The 17,108-nt window shown below is 68.5% G+C and carries 17 protein-coding genes; 10 read left to right on the top strand and 7 right to left on the bottom strand.

Annotated elements, in window-relative coordinates:
• The first annotated feature begins 2 nt into the window (after positions 1 to 2).
• The 4 genes from Q8N19_RS15745 (at position 3) to Q8N19_RS15730 (ending at position 3,561) form a co-directional block, all read left to right on the top strand.
• On the top strand, positions 3 to 983 hold the full coding sequence (locus Q8N19_RS15745) for a YafY family protein (RefSeq protein ID WP_305592270.1): 981 nt from the start codon (positions 3 to 5) through the stop codon (positions 981 to 983).
• A gap of 61 nt (positions 984 to 1,044) precedes the next feature.
• Entirely contained in the window at positions 1,045 to 1,635 is a 591-nt protein-coding gene (locus Q8N19_RS15740; RefSeq protein WP_305592268.1) for a helix-turn-helix domain-containing protein, read from the top strand.
• Between the two features lie 153 nt (positions 1,636 to 1,788).
• Positions 1,789 to 2,949, top strand: coding sequence for a tetratricopeptide repeat protein (locus Q8N19_RS15735; protein WP_305592266.1), 1,161 nt, complete (start codon positions 1,789 to 1,791; stop codon positions 2,947 to 2,949).
• A gap of 204 nt (positions 2,950 to 3,153) precedes the next feature.
• A complete protein-coding gene (locus Q8N19_RS15730; protein WP_305592264.1) occupies positions 3,154 to 3,561 on the top strand; it encodes a response regulator in 408 nt (135 codons plus the stop codon).
• Between the two features lie 7 nt (positions 3,562 to 3,568).
• On the opposite strand, the gene Q8N19_RS15725 is transcribed toward Q8N19_RS15730, so the two are convergent.
• Positions 3,569 to 3,910 (bottom strand): hypothetical protein, encoded by a 342-nt coding sequence (locus Q8N19_RS15725; protein ID WP_305592262.1) that lies wholly within the window; start codon positions 3,908 to 3,910, stop codon positions 3,569 to 3,571.
• Positions 3,911 to 4,120: 210 nt separating this feature from the next.
• Between Q8N19_RS15725 and Q8N19_RS15720 the strand changes: the two genes are divergently transcribed.
• Complete coding sequence (locus Q8N19_RS15720; protein ID WP_305592261.1) at positions 4,121 to 4,651, top strand: MarR family winged helix-turn-helix transcriptional regulator; 531 nt, start codon at positions 4,121 to 4,123, stop codon at positions 4,649 to 4,651.
• Positions 4,652 to 4,703: 52 nt separating this feature from the next.
• Positions 4,704 to 5,129, top strand: coding sequence for a YbaN family protein (locus Q8N19_RS15715; RefSeq protein WP_305592259.1), 426 nt, complete (start codon positions 4,704 to 4,706; stop codon positions 5,127 to 5,129).
• Here the strand turns inward: Q8N19_RS15715 and Q8N19_RS15710 are convergent.
• The 3 genes from Q8N19_RS15710 to Q8N19_RS15700 all read right to left on the bottom strand — a co-directional run bounded on the left by Q8N19_RS15710 (position 5,102) and on the right by Q8N19_RS15700 (position 10,061).
• Positions 5,102 to 6,670: a cryptochrome/photolyase family protein gene (locus tag Q8N19_RS15710; protein ID WP_305592257.1), complete on the bottom strand. Its 1,569-nt coding sequence runs from the start codon at positions 6,668 to 6,670 to the stop codon at positions 5,102 to 5,104. The genes Q8N19_RS15715 and Q8N19_RS15710 overlap by 28 nt on opposite strands.
• The gene (locus tag Q8N19_RS15705) at positions 6,664 to 7,380 is read right to left on the bottom strand and encodes an SDR family NAD(P)-dependent oxidoreductase (RefSeq protein WP_305592256.1); all 717 of its coding nucleotides are present in this window, start codon (positions 7,378 to 7,380) and stop codon (positions 6,664 to 6,666) included. Before Q8N19_RS15705 ends, Q8N19_RS15710 begins: the two co-directional genes overlap by 7 nt.
• Before the next feature lie 302 nt (positions 7,381 to 7,682).
• Positions 7,683 to 10,061 carry a DNA translocase FtsK 4TM domain-containing protein gene (locus tag Q8N19_RS15700; RefSeq protein ID WP_305592254.1) on the bottom strand — a complete coding sequence of 793 codons (2,379 nt, stop codon included), beginning with the start codon at positions 10,059 to 10,061 and terminating at the stop codon, positions 7,683 to 7,685.
• Between the two features lie 217 nt (positions 10,062 to 10,278).
• On the opposite strand from Q8N19_RS15700, the gene Q8N19_RS15695 reads away from it, so the two are divergent.
• A complete protein-coding gene (locus Q8N19_RS15695; protein ID WP_305592252.1) occupies positions 10,279 to 10,719 on the top strand; it encodes a hypothetical protein in 441 nt (146 codons plus the stop codon).
• Between the two features lie 10 nt (positions 10,720 to 10,729).
• On the opposite strand, the gene Q8N19_RS15690 is transcribed toward Q8N19_RS15695, so the two are convergent.
• The 3 genes from Q8N19_RS15690 to Q8N19_RS15680 all read right to left on the bottom strand — a co-directional run bounded on the left by Q8N19_RS15690 (position 10,730) and on the right by Q8N19_RS15680 (position 13,071).
• On the bottom strand, positions 10,730 to 11,431 hold the full coding sequence (locus Q8N19_RS15690; RefSeq protein ID WP_305592250.1) for a DUF502 domain-containing protein: 702 nt from the start codon (positions 11,429 to 11,431) through the stop codon (positions 10,730 to 10,732).
• A gap of 73 nt (positions 11,432 to 11,504) precedes the next feature.
• Positions 11,505 to 12,392 carry a dienelactone hydrolase family protein gene (locus tag Q8N19_RS15685; protein ID WP_305592248.1) on the bottom strand — a complete coding sequence of 296 codons (888 nt, stop codon included), beginning with the start codon at positions 12,390 to 12,392 and terminating at the stop codon, positions 11,505 to 11,507.
• A gap of 61 nt (positions 12,393 to 12,453) precedes the next feature.
• Positions 12,454 to 13,071, bottom strand: coding sequence for an alpha-ketoglutarate-dependent dioxygenase AlkB (locus Q8N19_RS15680; protein ID WP_305592246.1), 618 nt, complete (start codon positions 13,069 to 13,071; stop codon positions 12,454 to 12,456).
• A gap of 20 nt (positions 13,072 to 13,091) precedes the next feature.
• Between Q8N19_RS15680 and Q8N19_RS15675 the strand changes: the two genes are divergently transcribed.
• The 3 genes from Q8N19_RS15675 (at position 13,092) to dnaJ (ending at position 16,991) form a co-directional block, all read left to right on the top strand.
• Entirely contained in the window at positions 13,092 to 13,592 is a 501-nt protein-coding gene (locus Q8N19_RS15675; protein ID WP_305592245.1) for a hypothetical protein, read from the top strand.
• Positions 13,593 to 13,768: 176 nt separating this feature from the next.
• On the top strand, positions 13,769 to 15,670 hold the full coding sequence (gene dnaK, locus Q8N19_RS15670) for a molecular chaperone DnaK (protein ID WP_305592243.1): 1,902 nt from the start codon (positions 13,769 to 13,771) through the stop codon (positions 15,668 to 15,670).
• A gap of 160 nt (positions 15,671 to 15,830) precedes the next feature.
• Entirely contained in the window at positions 15,831 to 16,991 is a 1,161-nt protein-coding gene (dnaJ, locus tag Q8N19_RS15665) for a molecular chaperone DnaJ (protein WP_305592241.1), read from the top strand.
• Positions 16,992 to 17,108: the final 117 nt, after the last annotated feature.

Raw genomic sequence — 17,108 nt, 5'->3', positions numbered from 1 at the left:
CGATGCGCCACGAGAAGGCCGCCCTGCTGCTCGAGCTCGCCCGCGCCCTGGCCAGTACGGCCGAGGGTCTGACCCTGGATGAGATGGCGCAGGAGATCGGCGTCGGTCGACGCACCGCCGAGCGGATGCGCGACGCCTTGCGCGACCTCTTCCCACAGTTCGAGGAGATCGAGGACCCGCCCACCCGTCGGTTCCGCATTCCCGCAGGCCTCGACGCCCTGTTCCAAACCCCCGACGCCGAGGAGCTGGGCGCCCTGCGCGCCGCCGCCGAGCAGTTTCGGGCCTCAGGCGCCCGGGGGCGGGCCGCGGCCCTGGCCCGGCTCGAAACCAAGGTGCTGTCGGCCATGCGGGCCCCGGCGCGCCGGCGCCTGGCCCCGGACCTCGAGGCGATGCTGCAGGCCGAGGCCATCGCCCTGGCGCCCGGCCCCCGCCCCTTCGAGGATGAAACCGTCCTGCGTCAGGTGCGTGAGGCGCTGCTCAGCCTGCGCCAGCTGGCCTTCGTCTATCTGGGCGGCAGCACGCCGGGACGCCGCCGGGAAGTGACGCCGCTTGGCCTGCTGTTCGGGCGCAGCAACTACCTGCTGGCTGCTGAAGGCGAGGCCGGCGCGCCGCGCACCTGGCGGTTGGACAGGCTGGCGGAGGTGGAGCTGCTCGACCGGCCCGCTGCGCCGCCGGCCGATTTTTCCCTCGCCGCCTTCGTGGACCGTAGCTTCGGCATCTACCAGGACGAGGTGGAGGACGTGCGGCTGCGCGTCAGGCCCCATGGGGCGGAAGAGGCCCTGGGCTGGCGGTTCCACTCCACCCAGGAGATCACCCCCCAGCCCGATGGTTCGGTGCTGATCACCTTCCGCGCCAGCGGGATGCGGGAGCTCGCCTGGCATCTGTTCAGCTGGGGCGACAAGGTGGAGATTCTGGGCCCTCAACGGCTGAAAACCATGATGGCCGAGCAACTGCGCTTGGCCTTGGCGGTTCATCAGGCTTAAGCATGGCCGCCTCGCTGGGGAGCCGCCGTTTGTCCGTCCTTTGGCCGTGCAAGATCGCCTGATGACCCACCGCCTGTCTGCGGCGGCCGGCGCCGCGATCCGACGGTTGCGTCGGGACCGGGGCTGGACCCTGGCCGACCTCAGCATTCGGTCGGGCGTGCCCCTGTCGAGCCTGTCCAAGGTGGAGCTGGGGCAGACCTCTCTCGGCTACGAGGTGTTGATCCGCCTCTGCCGCGCGCTCGATGTGGAGATCGACCACCTCCTTCGGCCAGATCCGCTCAGCGAGCCGGCCCCAGCCCAGGCCGCGCGACGCGCTGTGATCCGTGCGGGCGAGGGCGAGCCCCGTGACTTCGGAGGACTGACCGGTCTGGCCGGCGCCACCGACCTGCTTCGCCGGACCTTTACGCCGGTGGTCTTCGAAGTGGTCAACAACCAGCCTGTCGGCGGGCTGCTCCGCGCATCGGGGGAAGCCTATCTGATGGTGCTTTCGGGTCAGATCGTCATGCATTCCGATGCCTACGCTCCCCTGTCGCTCGGCCAGGGCGACAGTGTCTATTTTGATGGCCAGATGGGGTTTGGCCTGACCACTGGAGGCGACGGGCCGGCCAGGGCGCTTCTGGTCCATCAGGGCGAGGACATCGCTCAATATTAGCTGCGATCCCGGGCGAGCAGAGGGCCGCCCAATACCTGACGTTGCACCTGCTCTTGGCAGACGATTCGCGTTGCGAAGCTGGTCCTCCGGACTTGCCAAACGCCTGTTCCCAAAGGAACTTCGGCAGTGGGCTCAATTCCCTGGGGAGGGCGCATGCCACTGTCTGCTCTATTGGCCGTAGCCGCGCTCGCCCTGAGCCTGCTCCTGGCGCATCCCGCCTCCGCCGCCACCCCGCAGGCCGAGGCCAACTTCCGCGCCGGACAGCAGGCCGTGATGCGGTCAGATAATGTGACGGCGCGGCGGGAGTTTGAGCGCGCCTGCGAGGGCGGCCATCTGAGCGGCTGCACGATGCTCGCCACCATGGTCGCTGACGGCGTGGGCGGGCCGGCCGATCGTCGACGCGCGCGCCAACTCTTCGCCAAGGCCTGCGTCGTCAACATCTCCTGGAGCGCAGCCTCCGAAGCCAGCGCGTGCCTGATGTTGGGCGACATGTACGCGGAGGGAGAGGGCGGTCCGCAAAAGCCAGCCCGCGCGGCCTATCTTTACGCCCGGGCCTGCGACATCGGAGACGGCGAGGCCTGCGACGCCTTGGCGATGATGATGATGCAGGAAGACCTGATCCCACTGAACACCGATGAAATGTTGCTGATCATCGCGGGCCGCACCTGCCTGACCAATGAGTTCGACTATTGCGAAGAGCTCTACGAAATCGGCGCGGTCGACTACGCTCTGGCCTCCGCCTACCGGGTGGCCCTGCAGACCTTCAAGGAGGCGCATCGGCTGCCGGCGGGCACGCCGCTGAGCCGGAAGAAGGCGATGCTGACCGAGGCCTGCGATGGCGGGGTGGCCAGGGCCTGCGCGCGCGCCGCCTGGGAATGGAAGCACGGGTTCCAGAATATGCCGGTCGATCCTCAAAGGGCGCTCGATCTCTATCTTCGCGCCTGCGTCCTGGGGGACGGCGCGGGATGCGATGAGGTTGGCGACGCCCTGCGTTCGGGATCGGCCATCACCAAGAACGTGGCGGATGCCGCGGACGCCTACAGCCTCGCCTGCCAGGTGGCCTATCCGCCGGGCTGCCGATCGCTGGCGGGCATGCATCGGCGGGGCGATATCACCGCTGACCTGCCCCTGGCGAGGGCCCTGGAGCGGTTCGTCTGCGACTCAGGCTGGGGCTGCGTCGCCTATGCCGACATGCTGATAAAAGGCGTGGGGGGCGCGCCTGACCTTGCCCGCGCCCGGCAGGTTCTGCGGGCCGAGTGCGATGATAAGGACTTTTCCAGCAACGCCTGCGACGTCCTGGCCGGTCTAAGCTAGGGGCCAGGGCCGTTCGGCGGCCAAGTTTGCTGCAGCGCAGCACCTTGCTCGCGCCCGCAAATTCTCTTAATGGAGAATTTTCTCGTCTTTAACCGTATCTTTCGTCGCTTCTGCGAATGGGATGGATGCGAGGGGCTCTCCTCCTGTCACTCTGTGGAACCTTAGCCGACCATGCAGGCCGCTCATGCACTTCAGGCGATGCGCATGTCCGGTCCTGAGGCGCGACGGGCGCCCCAACAGGTGCGCGGACCCACCCGGGTGCTGGTGGTCGATGACTCCCCGGTCATCCGGCTCCTGCTGGAGGATGTCCTGAGCGCGGTGGGTTATGAAGTATGGGTGGCCGAGGATGGGGCGAGCGCCCTGGCGATCATGGCCAGCCGCCGGCCCGACGTCGTCCTGACCGACCTCAACATGCCCCGGATGGACGGCTTTGCGCTCCTGACCGAAATTCGCTCGCGGCCAGCCTTCGCCGAGGTTCCGGTGATGATCGTGTCGAGTGAGGATGCAGAGTCCAAAATGGCCCGTGGACGGGCCGCAGGCGTCGCCGGATGGATCGTCAAACCCTTCGAACCGGCCGAGCTGATCGAGGCTCTCTGGCGTCTGAATATCTGAAGGCGCGTCAGCCCCGGGCCCAACGGCCCTGTTCTCCAGCCTGATCTTCATCCAGCTCCGCCGCATGGGCCACGAGGGCCCGCTCCAGGTCCCGCGCCAGGGCCGCCTCGGAGCGACCGAGCGCCTGAACACGACCCGAGGACTCGAAAAGATCGCCTTGGGCATCATCGCCAAAAGGCAGCTCATCGCGCCCCAGGGCCTGGACCAGGGCGGACTGGGCGGCAGGAGACAGGGTCGCCACGGCGGTGGCGACGGCGCGCCCATAGGCGGTGAGCCGCTTTACGTCGCTCTGCAGTTCGACAAGCTGACGACGAAGGTCGTCGAGGCCCGCCTCTGGCGGTCCACCCATGGAAACCTCTGATAATGCTGGCGGCCGCCGATCGCGCGCGGCGGGGAGGCCCATCGCGCTGCGACCGCATAACGGCGTCGTGTGACTGTGGGCGCTGACTAGGGGCGGGCAGATGGACTGTCAACATGTACGTGCGTTTGCACTAGTTGCAGACACGACTTGTGCTTGTGCGCGAACCTGTGCTCTCTGCGCCGCGGAGATCTTCGTTATATGACTGAAACCGTAGCTGCACTTCGATCCGTCGACGCTGAGGCGGAGTTCGGCCTCGATGTGCCGGAGTACTTTTTCTATCTGCTGTTTCAGGCGGTGCGACGCCGTGACGCGGCGTTCGAGCGGGCCCTGGCCCCGCTGGAACTCACCCTGGGGCAATGGCGCGCCATCTCCACGGTCCGCCGGTTCGGCGTCTGCTCAATGTCGGATCTGGCGGCCTTTACGGCCGTGGATCGCACCACCCTGACCCGCAGCGTCGATCAGCTTGTGCGCCGCGATCTGATGACGCGCACCACGCCTGCGGCCGATCGTCGGCAGGTCCACCTCTCCCTGACATCCCACGGCCAGGCCATATACGATCAGGCCGTGGATCAGCTGCTCGCCTTCAATCGCCAGGCGCTCGAGGGCGTCGATAGCGTCCGTCAGCGGGAGATCAGCCGCGGACTGGCCGCCGTGATCCGCAACCTGGCGCCCGACGCCCAGGTGGCCGAGGCGCTGATCCGATTCGAACCGACCCTGATGCGCGGCTGAGGCTCGCCTCTTTTCTGCGACCCTTTCGCAAGACCTGTGGCATGCTCGCCCCATGTCGGCGCCGAGCGATCCCGCAGCAGCACCCGAGGATGAGTCGCAGGCGCCGCCTGCGATCGCGCCTGTATCCGCCCTCTTCTACCGGGCCCTCGGGTTCGCAGCGCTGGGGCTTGGCATAGTCGGGGCCTTCCTGCCGCTCCTGCCCACCACCATCTTCCTGATCATCGCCGCCTGGGCGTTCGGCAAGAGCGCGCCCAAGCTGCGCGCCCGACTCTACGCCCACAAGCGGTTCGGCCCCACCCTGCGGGCCTGGGACCGGCATGGGGCGATCCCGCCCCGGGCCAAGCTGGCGGCGGTGATCGGCATGGGGCTGAGCCTGGTGGTGGTGATGCTCACCGCCGCCAATCCTTGGGTCCCGATGGGGGTTGGCGTCGTCCTGACCTTCTGCGCCCTCTATGTGCTGACGCGCCCCTCGGCCTGAACCGGCGTCGCACCAAACGCCAGGCGTAGCTGAGCGGCACGGGCGGCGATCGCTTCCCGTTCGGCCGCGTCCAGGCGGGCCAGAGTCTTGTAGGGCAGCGCCATGCGTGGATTGGCGTCCAGCCGAGGGGCGTTCCGATCGAGGAAGTCCCAATAGAGGCTGTTGAAGGGACAGGCCCGCTCGCCCAGGCGGTCCTTCACCTCATAGGCGCAGGTGGCGCAGTAATCGCTCATCCGGTTGATATAGGCCCCGCTGGCCGCATAGGGCTTGGAGCCCATCAGCCCGCCATCGGCATAGGTGGCCATGCCGTGGGTGTTGGGCGCCTCCACCCACTCATAGGCGTCGGCATAGACCCCCAGATACCAGGCGTTGATCTCGGTCGGCGCGACCCCCAGCAGCATGGCGAGATTGCCGGTGACCATCAGCCTCTGGATATGGTGGGCGTAGGCGTGGGCCCTCGTCTCGGCCACCACCGCGGCCACGCAGGCCATGTCGGTCTCGCCGGTCCAGTAGAAGTCCGGCAGGCGGTTGGCGGCGCCCAGCGCATTGGTCTCCAGATAGTCCGGCATCTTCAGCCAGTAGATTCCGCGCACGAACTCCCGCCAGCCGAGGATCTGGCGGATGAACCCCTCCACCGCGTTCAGCGGCGCCCGCCCCGCCCGCCATTGCGCCTCGGCCCGGCGGCACAGATCCAGCGGATCGAGCAGGCCAAGGTTCAGGGCCGCTGAGAGCCGGCCATGCCAGAGCCAGGGCTCCCCCCGGGCCATGGCGTCCTGGTGATCACCGAAGCCCGGAAGAATGTCGGCGAAGAAGTGGTCGGCCAGGCGTTCGGCCTCCTGCCCATTGGTCGCCCAGCCGAAGGCCTCGAGCTCGCCAAACCCGTCCGGCCACAGCGCCGCGATCTCGGCGATCAGCTCTTGCGTCACCCCATTGGGTGAGATGATCAGCCGCTCCGGCGGCCGGACCCCCTTGGGCAGCCGTCGGCGGTTTTCAGCGTCGAAGTTCCAGCGCCCGCCGGCCGGCTGATCGCCGTCCATGAGGATCCCGTACCGACGGCGCATGTCGCGATAGAAGAACTCCATGCGGAGCTCCCGCCGCCCCCTGGCCCAGCGTTCGAAGGTCTCGGCGTCGCAGAGGTAGCGATCATCGGCCAGCCGGCGGAGCGGCGCGGGCAGGCTCACCTCCAGGTCATCGAAGGCCCGCTCCAGGCGCCACTCCCCGGAGCGAGTGAGCCAGATCTCTCCGGGCCGCAGGTCATCAGCCGCGCGGCGCAGTTCACCCGTCAGAGTGCCGCTGTTGCCCAGCGCGTCGTGGCGGACGTAGCGCACCTCGAAGCCCAGGCCCCGCAGGACCTCGGCGTGCTGGCGCATGGCGGAGAAGACCATGACCAGCTTCTGACGATGGTGCGGCGCATAGGTGATCTCGTCACCCACCTCGGCCATCAGAACCACGTCCTGGCCAGGCTCAGCGTCACGGAGGCTGGACAGCCTGTGCGGCGGCGACAGCTGGTCGCCGAGCACGAGGATCAGACGCCTCACCACGGGATGGCCGCGCCGTCCCAGGCGAAGAAACCGCCGCTGTCGGCCGGGTTCAGCCCGTCGATGACGGACAGAAGCTGTGTGGCCGCCAGCTCGCGGCTGAAGAGCTTCTCGGCGCTGACGCCCCCCTGGAACGGCGCCGACAGGCCCGTATCCACTGTGCCCGGATGCAGGGCCACGCAGATGGCCTGGGGCCGCTGGCGGGCCAACTCGATGGCCAGGGTGTGGATCAGCTGGTTGAGCGCGGCCTTGGAGGCGCGATAGCCGTACCAGCCCCCCAGGCGATTATCCCCGATGCTGCCCACCTTGGCCGAGAGGGCGGCAAAGACGCTCCTCTGATCCCGGGGCAGGCGCGGCAGGAAGTGTTTGGCCACCAGCGCTGGCCCCACCGCATTGTCGGCGAAGGCCGCCAGCAGTCCTTGCCGGTCGAGATGGCGCCAGGTCTTCTCCGGCGCCCGGCCGAGCGCCTGCAGCCGCCCGGTGGCCACCAGCACCCGATCAATGACCACATGAGGATCTAGGGCCTCGGCGGCCATAAGGATCGAGGCCTCATCGTCCAGGTCGATCGGCCCCCAGCTGACGCCTTGGGGCAGGGTTTCTGGGCGGCGGCGCGACAGGGCCAGAATGGGGGCGGCCTCGGCGCGTGCGGCCAGCCGCTCGACCAGGGCTGCGCCGATGCCGCCGCTTGCGCCGATGACGATGCTCACGCCCATGGGTGTCAGCTCCTGGAGGCAGAGGGTTCGACCTCATCTACGGTCGCGCGCGAGCGATTGATGCGGTCAGGGACGGCTCCCCCCCGCCGGGGCGCCAAAAAGTCGCAGGCGCTTGAATTTTCGCCCGGCAATCCAATCTGTTGAGGGCGCAGGACGGCGTCCCCCCACGACGGTCGAAAGACCTCAGCCGGACCTGCGCAAGGGCGCGCCGGGCGTGAGACTGAGACGCTTCTCTCCCCCCAAGCCCCGTCCGGACTTCGTCGGGCGCGCCCACCCTCCATCATGCCGCAGCCAGGCCCCGATCAGGGCGGGGCGCCCACCAGAATCTCCCGCTTGCCGGCATGGTTGGCGGGGCTGACCACGCCTTCCTGCTCCATCCGCTCGATGAGCGAGGCCGCGCGGTTATAGCCGATCTGCAGGCGGCGCTGCACATAGCTGGTGGAGGCCTTGCCGTCGCGGGTGACCACGGCCACGGCGCGGTCATAGAGATCATCGCCTGAGCCGCCGCCGGCCCCGAAATCATCGCCGCCGCCATCCTCGTCATCGCCGCCGGCGGTGACGTCCTCCACATATTGCGGCTCGCCCTGGGCGCGCAGGAACTTGGCCACGGCCTCCACCTCCTCGTCGGAGACGAAGGGGCCGTGCAGGCGGGTGATGCGCCCACCCCCGGCCATGTAGAGCATGTCCCCCTGACCGAGCAGCTGCTCGCCGCCCTGTTCGCCGAGGATGGTGCGGCTGTCGATCTTGGAGGTGACCTGGAAGGAGATCCGCGTCGGGAAGTTGGCCTTGATGGTGCCGGTGATCACGTCCACCGACGGCCGTTGCGTGGCCATGATCAGGTGGATGCCGGCGGCCCGGGCCATCTGGGCCAGGCGTTGGACAGCGCCTTCCACATCCTTGCCGGCCACCAGCATCAGGTCGGCCACCTCGTCGATGACCACCACCAGATAGGGCATGGGCTTGGGATCGATCCGCTCGCTCTCATAGACCGGCCGGCCGCTCTCATCGAAGCCGGTCTGGACGGTGCGCTCAAAGTGCTCGCCCTTGGCCGCGGCCTCCTTGGCGCGCTCGTTATAGGAGGCGACATTGCGCACGCCGATCTTGGACATCAGGCGGTAGCGGTCCTCCATCTCGCGCACGGTCCATTTCAGCGCGACGATGGCCTTCTTCGGATCGGTGACGACGGGCGCCAAGAGGTGCGGAATGCCATCATAGACCGACAGCTCCAGCATCTTCGGGTCGATCATGATGAAGCGGCACTGATCCGGCGCCAATCGGTAGAGGATCGACAGGATCATGGCGTTGACCCCCACCGACTTGCCCGAGCCGGTGGTGCCGGCGATCAGCAGGTGGGGCATCTTCGACAGGTCGGCGATATAGGGCTCGCCGCCGATGTTCTCCCCGAGCGCCATGGGCAGGGCCAGAGTCGAGCGTTCGTATTCGGGGCTGGCCAGCAGGTCGCGCAGATAGACCGTCTCGCGCTTCTGATTGGGCAGTTCGATGCCGATGGCGTTGCGGCCCGGCACCACGGCGACGCGGCAGGCGGCGACCGACATGGAGCGGGCGATGTCGTCCGACAGCGCCACAACGCGGGCGGACTTCACGCCAGGCGCAGGCACCAGCTCATAGAGGGTGACCACGGGACCCGGCCGGATCTGATCGATCTGACCGCGGACGCCGAACTCGGCCAGCACGCCCTCCAGAAGCTGGGCGTTCTGGCGCAGGGCGCCCTCGTCGAAGGCCGCCGCCCGCGGCTTGGGCTTGGCCAGCATGGACAACTCGGGCAGCGAGAAGCCGTCGGGACGGACAAAGTCGAACACCCCCTGGTTCTCGCGGCTCTCGCGGGAAGAATCCCGCGGCGGGGTCTTGGGCGCGCGGATGCTGAGGCCCGACGCAGGCTCAACGGGCTCCGGTTCGGCGGCGGTCATCACCGGCGGGGCGACGCCTGGGGCTGGGCCCAGGGCCTGGGGCGCAATCTCAGCGGCCTTGGCCGCACGGCGGGCCCGGGCCGGGGCCGGGGCAGGCGGAGGCTCGATCTCGACCCTGGGGCGCGGGGTCAGGGCGTGGGTGAGGCCTTCGGCCAGGGCCGAGAGGTTCAGGCGCCGGACTCCCAGCGCGAAAGCCAGGGCGCCGGCCCCGACCAGGCCCAGGCTCAGGGCCGCCAGGGGACGAGGGGCGGGAATACGGGCGAACTCCAGCAGGCCGGCCAGGCCAGCCAGGACCCCATGACCCCAGAAGCCGCCCAAGCCCTTGGCCAGGGGCCAGACGGCCGGCGGCGCCGGCCAGGCCAACAGGGCGGCCAGGGCGAGGACGCCCGCCAGGCCGACGGCGGCGCGCAGGCGCAGGTCTGTTCGATTGGCGTCCGGGTCAGGCGACAGGGCGCGCGAAAGGCCCAGCAGCACCATCATCAGGGCGGTCAGGGCCGCCGTCAGCCCCAGGGACTGGATGGCGATATCGGCGATCACCGCGCCCGGGCCGCCCAGCACATTGAGCGGCGCATGACCCGTGGCGGCGTTCAGGCTCGGATCGGCGGCGTTATAGGTCGCCAGGGCCAGGGCCACGGCCACGCCAGCGGCCGCCAGCAGGCCGCCCCGCAGACGTGCGGCGAGGGGATGGGTCCATGCGAGCCGGGCGATATGCAGCCCAAGCTCAAGACCGGATTTTCGCGCCGCCCGCGCCATGGGGCCTCCAAAACTACTGGCGCCCATCTATGGCCGCGGAGGGTTAAGAGGCGTTTACCCGGGTCCCGTCGCTCAAGGCGACAGACCCCATCAGCCGAGCACCGCCCGGGTCAGGCGCACGCAGGATGATTGTACGCGCGGCGCTGGGGCGCACGGCGCGCCTTCTGACCGCAAAACCGGTTTCCACTTTTCAGAAACGCGCTCTAGGTTTCGGCCTATGTGGACCGTGCCCCAACCCGTCTTGCGCGTCGTCGCGCTCGTGCTGCTCGCCTGCGCCGTCGGCGCCTTCGCCCTGGGCATCCTGGGGGCGGAGCCGCGGGGTGGGCGCCTGCCTGGTGAAGCCCTGGTCGAGGGCGAGGGCGCAGCGCCGGTCGCCGCCACCGAGGCCCAGGCCCTGACGGCCGAGGGCCCAGCCGAGGCCCCCGTGGAACCTGCCGCCGAGACGGCTGCGGCGCCCGCCGCCCCGGCGGAGACCGCCCAGGCCGATCCTCAGGTCCCTGCTTTGCAGGTCCCCGACGAGCCGGCCCCGGCCGCCCGCCCCCCGGCGCCCCCGGCGCCACCGGCCAAGGCCCCCGCGCCTAAGGCCCCGGCCACGCCCCAGAACGGGGACGCCATCGGCGATCTGGTCGACGGGCTGAGCGACCTGCCGCCCTTCTGACTTCCGACCCTCAAGGTCCTGGCGGCGTGTCCGCATCGAGCGGCGCAGGGATATCAGCCAGGGGCGGACGGCCTTTTTCCCGGTACTTGATCGCCTCAGGCGCGGTGACGCCGGCCGAGACGATGAACTGGATGGCTTCGTTCAGCGTCCAGTCCAGCCAGATCAGCCGGTCCACCGGCACGATCTCCACATAGCCGGAGGTCGGATTGGGCGTCGTGGGCACATAGACCGCCGCCAGCTCCTCGCCGGAATCTGCGGCCCGGAAGATCTGGGTGACCAGGCCGACCGTCTTCATCTCCTCGGACGGAAACTCGATCAGCACCACCTTCTGGGCCTTTTCCATCGGCGACTGGAAGCTGGCGATGAGCTTCTGGGCCGAGGAATAGATGGTGCGGCCGACAGGGATGCGCCCCACCAGATCATCCACCGCCTTGCCAAAGGCGCGCCCCGCTGCGCCCCGGGCCAGGACGCCGACGATCGTGAGGATCACAAGCGCCGTGAGGATCTCCAGGATGGTGATGAAGACCCCGCCCTCATCGCCATTGCCGCCCAGGCTGGTGAGCGGCCGGATGACCAGGGCGCCCAGCAGGGCCGCCAGCTTGGCCAGCAGCCACAGCGCCCAGACAGTCAGGGCGAGCGGCGCGAGCGTGATCGCGCCGACCGCCAGGGTCTGGGGCCACCGGATCAGGAACTGTCGAAGGGCGGGATCCATGGGCTGCGACTCTCGTATCAGATGCGTCTGGCTTACCTAAACGCAGCCGCAGCCCTGCGGAACCATAAGGGCTTTATGCCGCCTTGGGCGCGACGCCGTGAGCGGCGAAATGGGCGAGCATGCGAGCCCATCCATCCTTGGCTGCCGCAGCGTCATAGGCCGAGCGGTAGTCGGCATGGAAGCCGTGCTGGGACTCAGGGTAGACGATGATCTCACTGTCGGTCTTGCCGGCCGCTGTCAGGGCCGCGCGCATCTGATCCACATGTTCCAGCGGAATGCCCTGATCCTTGCCGGCATAGAGGCCCAGCACCGGGGCCGAAAGATCGGCGGCCATGTCCACGGGCCACTGGCGTTCGTCAGCCGGGGCGTCGGCGGGCCGGGCCAGGCGGCCGTACCAGGCCACGCCGGCCTTGAAGAGGTTCAGCCGCTGGCAGGCCTGCCACGTGATATTGCCCCCCCAGCAGAAGCCGGTGATGGCTGCCGCGTCGGCGTCGGCATAGGTCTGCGCCTTGAGGAAGGCCATGGCGGCCGAGAGGTCTCCCATGACCTGCGGATCGGTGGCCGTGGCGACGATCTTGCGGATCTCGGCATAGTCGCTCATGCCCGACGGATCTCCGGCCCGGGCGAAGAAGTCTGGCGCCATGGCCACATAGCCCAGCTGCGCCAGGCGGCGGCAGACATCGCGGATGTACTCGTGAATGCCGAAAATCTCGGAGACCACGATCACCACCGGATAGGTCCCGTCAGCCGCAGGCCTGGCGAGGTAGGCAGGGATCTGCGCGTCGGCTGGCGAAAGCTGAACCGTCTCGGTGATCAGGCCGGTCTCCGGCGTGCTGATGGGTTCGGCCTGGGCTGACAAGGCGAAAACCGCGTAACCGCCGAGGGCGGCGACCGCGAGGCCCCGGCGCGACAGGTTGAGGTCCGACGGCTTGGTGCCCTCGGGGCGGGTGAGCGTGGTCATGGACGTCCTCCACTATAGGTTTGCCGCGATCCTGCGGGTCTGCCTGCGGGGAGTCCAGGCTTCAGCCCGGCCCTGGCCCCGCCCGCCGCAGGGTGAGGTTGATACGCCCGCCGCCAGGAATCAGACGCGAGGAGCCGCTCAGCACCCGGTCGATCCCATGATGGGCCAGGCGCGCCGGGCCAGCCAGCACGCACACATCGCCTGAGGCCAGGCGCACCGAGGCGGTCGGATCTCGGCGGCTTGCGCCCCCCAGGCGGAAGACCGCGGTGTCGCCCAGGGAGACCGACAGCACCGGAAAGGCGAAGTCGGCCTCGTCCTTGTCCTGGTGCAGGCCCATGCGGGCGCCCTCGCCGTAGAGATTGACCAGACAGGCGTCGGGCGGCGCGCTGGCCCCTGTCATCTCCCCCCACAGGTCGAGAAGCGCCTGCGGGATGTCGGGCCAGGGTTCGCCCGTCTGCGGATGGGTCGGCTGATAGCGATAGCCCCGGGCGTCGGTGACCCAGCCGAGGGGCCCGAAATTGGTCATCTCCACGCTCATCGGTTTTCCGCCCGGCGTGACCGGCCGGTAGAAGGGCGCCCGCACCGCCCGAGCCATCACCTCGGCCAGCAGGGCGGCCTGGGCCTCAGGCCCAAGGGCCGCGGGAAAAAGTCGAAATCCGGTTTGCGAGAGCGGCGCCATCAGGCCCCATATAGGGGATCATGATCCCGCCCGCCCGCATGAAGCCGCTCAGCCTGCGCCCCCTCACCGAGGGCGAGACCGCCCTTGGGCGCGAGGTGTTCGGCGAGCGCCTGGAGCCCCAGCGAATCCGGATTCTGTCCCAGCCCCTCTGGCCCCGGGCCTTCGCGGCCGGTTCGCGGCTGATGGTCTTTCCGCAGAAGGCTGCGGCCCTGGACTTTTCCCAGGCGGCGCTCGGCCTGCAGGCGCTCTTCGTCCACGAACTGACCCATGTGTGGCAGGCCCAGCAGGGCGTCGGCCTGTTGTGGGCCAAGCTGCGCTGCGGCGACGGGCCCGAGGCCTACGCCTATGACCTGCGGTCGGGCCACAGCTTCGGCGACCTCAATATCGAGCAACAGGCCATGGTTGTGCAGCACGCCTTCCTGGCGAGCCGCCGCGCCAGCGCCCCCTATCCGGCCCTCGCCTATGGCGCATTTCTGGCGGGATTCAGCACATTCGACGCCGATAAACCCCGGAAAGTTTAGGGGCATTGGACTTGTAGCGGCTATCAGGAGCCCCATATCGCGACTCGACGGCGGCGCCCTGTTTGGGCTAACCGCCCGAGACCCTTTTTCGACCGGGGGCGGTGACAAGAACCAGGGCGCTTCACTAGAAGGCCCACCACGCGCCGTCCGCCAACAAGGAGCGAGCAGGACTCGATATGAGCAAGATTATCGGCATCGACCTCGGCACCACCAATTCGTGCGTGGCCATCATGGACGGCAAGACGCCGAAAGTGATCGAGAACGCCGAAGGCGCCCGGACCACCCCGTCAGTGGTCGCCATCCTCGAGGACGGCGAACGCCTCGTCGGCCAGCCGGCCAAGCGCCAGGCGGTGACCAACCCCTCCAACACCCTCTTCGCCATCAAGCGCCTGATTGGCCGCCAGTACAGCGATCCGACGGTGGAGAAGGACAAGGGCATGGTGCCCTACGACATCGTCAAGGGTCCCAGCGGCGACGCCTGGGTCCGCGCCCACGACAAGGATTATTCCCCCCAGCAGATCTCGGCCTTCATCCTTCAGAAGATGAAGGAAGCCGCCGAGCAGCACCTGGGCGAGAAGGTCGAAAAGGCGGTCATCACCGTCCCGGCCTATTTCAATGACGCCCAGCGTCAGGCGACCAAGGACGCCGGCAAGATCGCCGGCCTGGAAGTCCTGCGGATCATCAACGAGCCCACCGCTGCGGCGCTCGCCTATGGCCTTGAGAAGAACGACGGCAAGAAGATCGCCGTCTACGACCTGGGCGGCGGCACCTTCGACGTCTCGATCCTGGAGATCGGCGACGGCGTCTTCGAGGTGAAGGCCACCAATGGCGACACCTTCCTGGGCGGCGAAGACTTCGACCTGCGGATCGTCGACTACCTGGCCGACGAGTTCAAAAAAGAGAACTCGGTCGATCTGCGTAAGGACAAGCTGGCCCTGCAGCGCCTGAAGGAAGAGGCCGAAAAGGCCAAGAAGGAGCTGTCCTCGACCGCCCAGTACGAGGTCAACCTGCCCTTCATCTCGATGAATGCGTCGGGCCCGCTGCACCTGAACATCAAGCTCTCCCGCGCCAAGCTGGAAGCCCTGGTGGAAGACCTGGTGGCGCGCACCATCGGCCCCTGCGACCAGGCGCTGAAGGATGCGGGCCTCAAGAAGTCCGACATCGACGAAGTGATCCTGGTCGGCGGCATGACCCGCATGCCCAAGGTCGTGGAAGCGGTGAAGGAGTTCTTTGGCCGTGAGCCCCATAAGGGCGTGAACCCCGACGAGGTCGTGGCGCTCGGCGCCGCGGTCCAGGCCGGCGTGCTGCAGGGCGACGTCAAGGACGTCCTGCTACTGGACGTCACCCCCCTGACGCTGGGCATCGAGACCCTGGGCGGGGTGTTCACCCCGCTGATCGAGCGCAACACCACCATCCCGACCAAGCGCTCGCAGACCTTCTCCACGGCCGACGACAACCAGTCGGCGGTGACCATCCGGGTCTTCCAGGGCGAACGCCCGATGGCGGCGGACAACAAGCTGCTGGGTCAGTTCGACCTGGTGGGCATCCCGCCCGCGCCCCGCGGCGTGCCGCAGGTCGAGGTCACCTTCGACATCGACGCCAACGGCATCGTCAACGTCCAGGCCCGCGACAAGGCCACGGCCAAGGAGCAGTCGATCCGCATCCAGGCCAATGGCGGCCTGTCGGACGCCGACATCGAGGCCATGGTCAAGGAAGCCGAGTCCAACCGGGCTGAGGACGAGAAGCGCAAGGCCGTCGTCGAGGCCAAGAACCAGGGCGAGGCGGTGGTCCACTCCACCGAGAAGGCCATGGCCGAGCACGGGGACAAGGTCTCGGGCGACGACAAGACCGCCATCGAGACCGCCCTTGCGGATCTGAAGTCGGCCCTGGAAGGGGATGACGCCGAGGCCATCTCGACCAAGACCCAGACCCTGATCCAGGCCTCCATGAAGCTTGGCGAGGCCATGTATGCGGCCCAGCAGGGCGCCTCGGGCGAGGCTCAGCCTGAGGCTGGCGGCGACGACGTGGTCGACGCCGAGTTCGAAGAAGTCGACGGCGACGACAAGAAGTCGGCGTGACCATGAGCCCCGCGGCGCGGCGCCTCCCTCTTCGCCTGATGGCGGGGCCGGCGGCGCCGCCCGCCGGTGGTGTTGAGCGCCCCGGGTCTGGCCCGCATCTTGCGCCGGACCTGGGGCGTGCCCACCTCAATTCTCACAATCATTCAGACACCTGACGCGCATGCGGGACTATTACGAGATCCTGGGCGTGAGCCGCGGCAGCGATGACGCCGCGCTCAAGGCCGCCTATCGCAAGCTGGCGATGGAGCATCATCCCGACCGCAATGGCGGCTGCGAGGACTCCGCCACCCGCTTCAAGGAGATCAACGAGGCCTATTCGGTCCTGTCCGATGCCCAGAAGCGCGCGGCCTATGACCGGTTCGGCCATGCCGGCGTCAATGGCGCAGGCGGCGGAGGCGGCCCCGGCGGGGCGGGCTTCACCGATGTGCACGACATCTTCAACGAGGTGTTCGGCGACGTCTTCGGCGACATGTTCGCGCAAGGCGGCCGCGGCCGGCGCAGCGGACCGGCCCGGGGCCAGGACCTGCGCTATGACCTTGAAATCACCCTGGAGCAGGCCTTCGCTGGCGCTGAGGTCGAGATCGTGGTGCCGGCCGCCATCACCTGTGAGGCCTGCGACGGCACAGGCGCCAAGCCCGGGACCAGCCCGACGGTCTGCGGGGGCTGCGGCGGCGCAGGTCGCGTCCGCGCCAGCCAGGGCTTCTTCTCCGTCGAGCGCACCTGCCCCCGCTGCGGCGGCGCCGGCCGGCTGATCCTTGATCCCTGTACGACCTGTCACGGCCACGGCCAGGTGCGCAAGGAGCGCACCCTGCAGGTCCGCATTCCAGCCGGGGTGGACGACGGCGCCCGCATCCGCCTGGCGGGCGAAGGCGACGCCGGCGGCCGGGGCGGCCCCCGTGGCGACCTCTACATCTTCCTGTCGGTGACCCCGCACGAGTTGTTCGAGCGCGATGGCCTTGATCTCCTCTGCACCGTGCCCGTGCCCATGGCCGTGGCCGTGCTGGGCGGCGAGATCGAGGCGCCCTGCCTGATGGGCGGCGAGAATTGCGACGGAAACTGCAAGATCCCGGTGGACGTCCCCGAAGGCGCCCAGACCGGCAAGACCCTGCGGCTCAAGGGCCGGGGCATGCCCTCCCTGCGCTCGCGCGAACGGGGCGATCTGGTGGTGGAAATCTTCGTCGAGACGCCGACCCGGCTCAGCCCCCGCCAGAAGGAGCTGATGGCAGAATTCGCCGAGCTAAGCGGCGAACAGACCCATCCCAAATCCTCGTCGTTCGTCGGCAAGGCCAAGCGCTTCTGGGAAGAGATGACCGGCGGCTGAGGCCGCGGGCAGACGCGAGACGCGCACCCTGCCTAGCGCGCCTCACGCGCCTCAAGTGGGGACACGAAGGACACAAAGGGGGCGCGAAGGACACCAAGGCGAGGCCGCCGGCCCCTT

It is taken from the genome of Phenylobacterium sp. (genome assembly GCF_030693405.1).
Taxonomy (GTDB): Bacteria; Pseudomonadota; Alphaproteobacteria; order Caulobacterales; family Caulobacteraceae; genus Phenylobacterium.
This window is presented reverse-complemented; position numbering and strand designations above follow the sequence as displayed.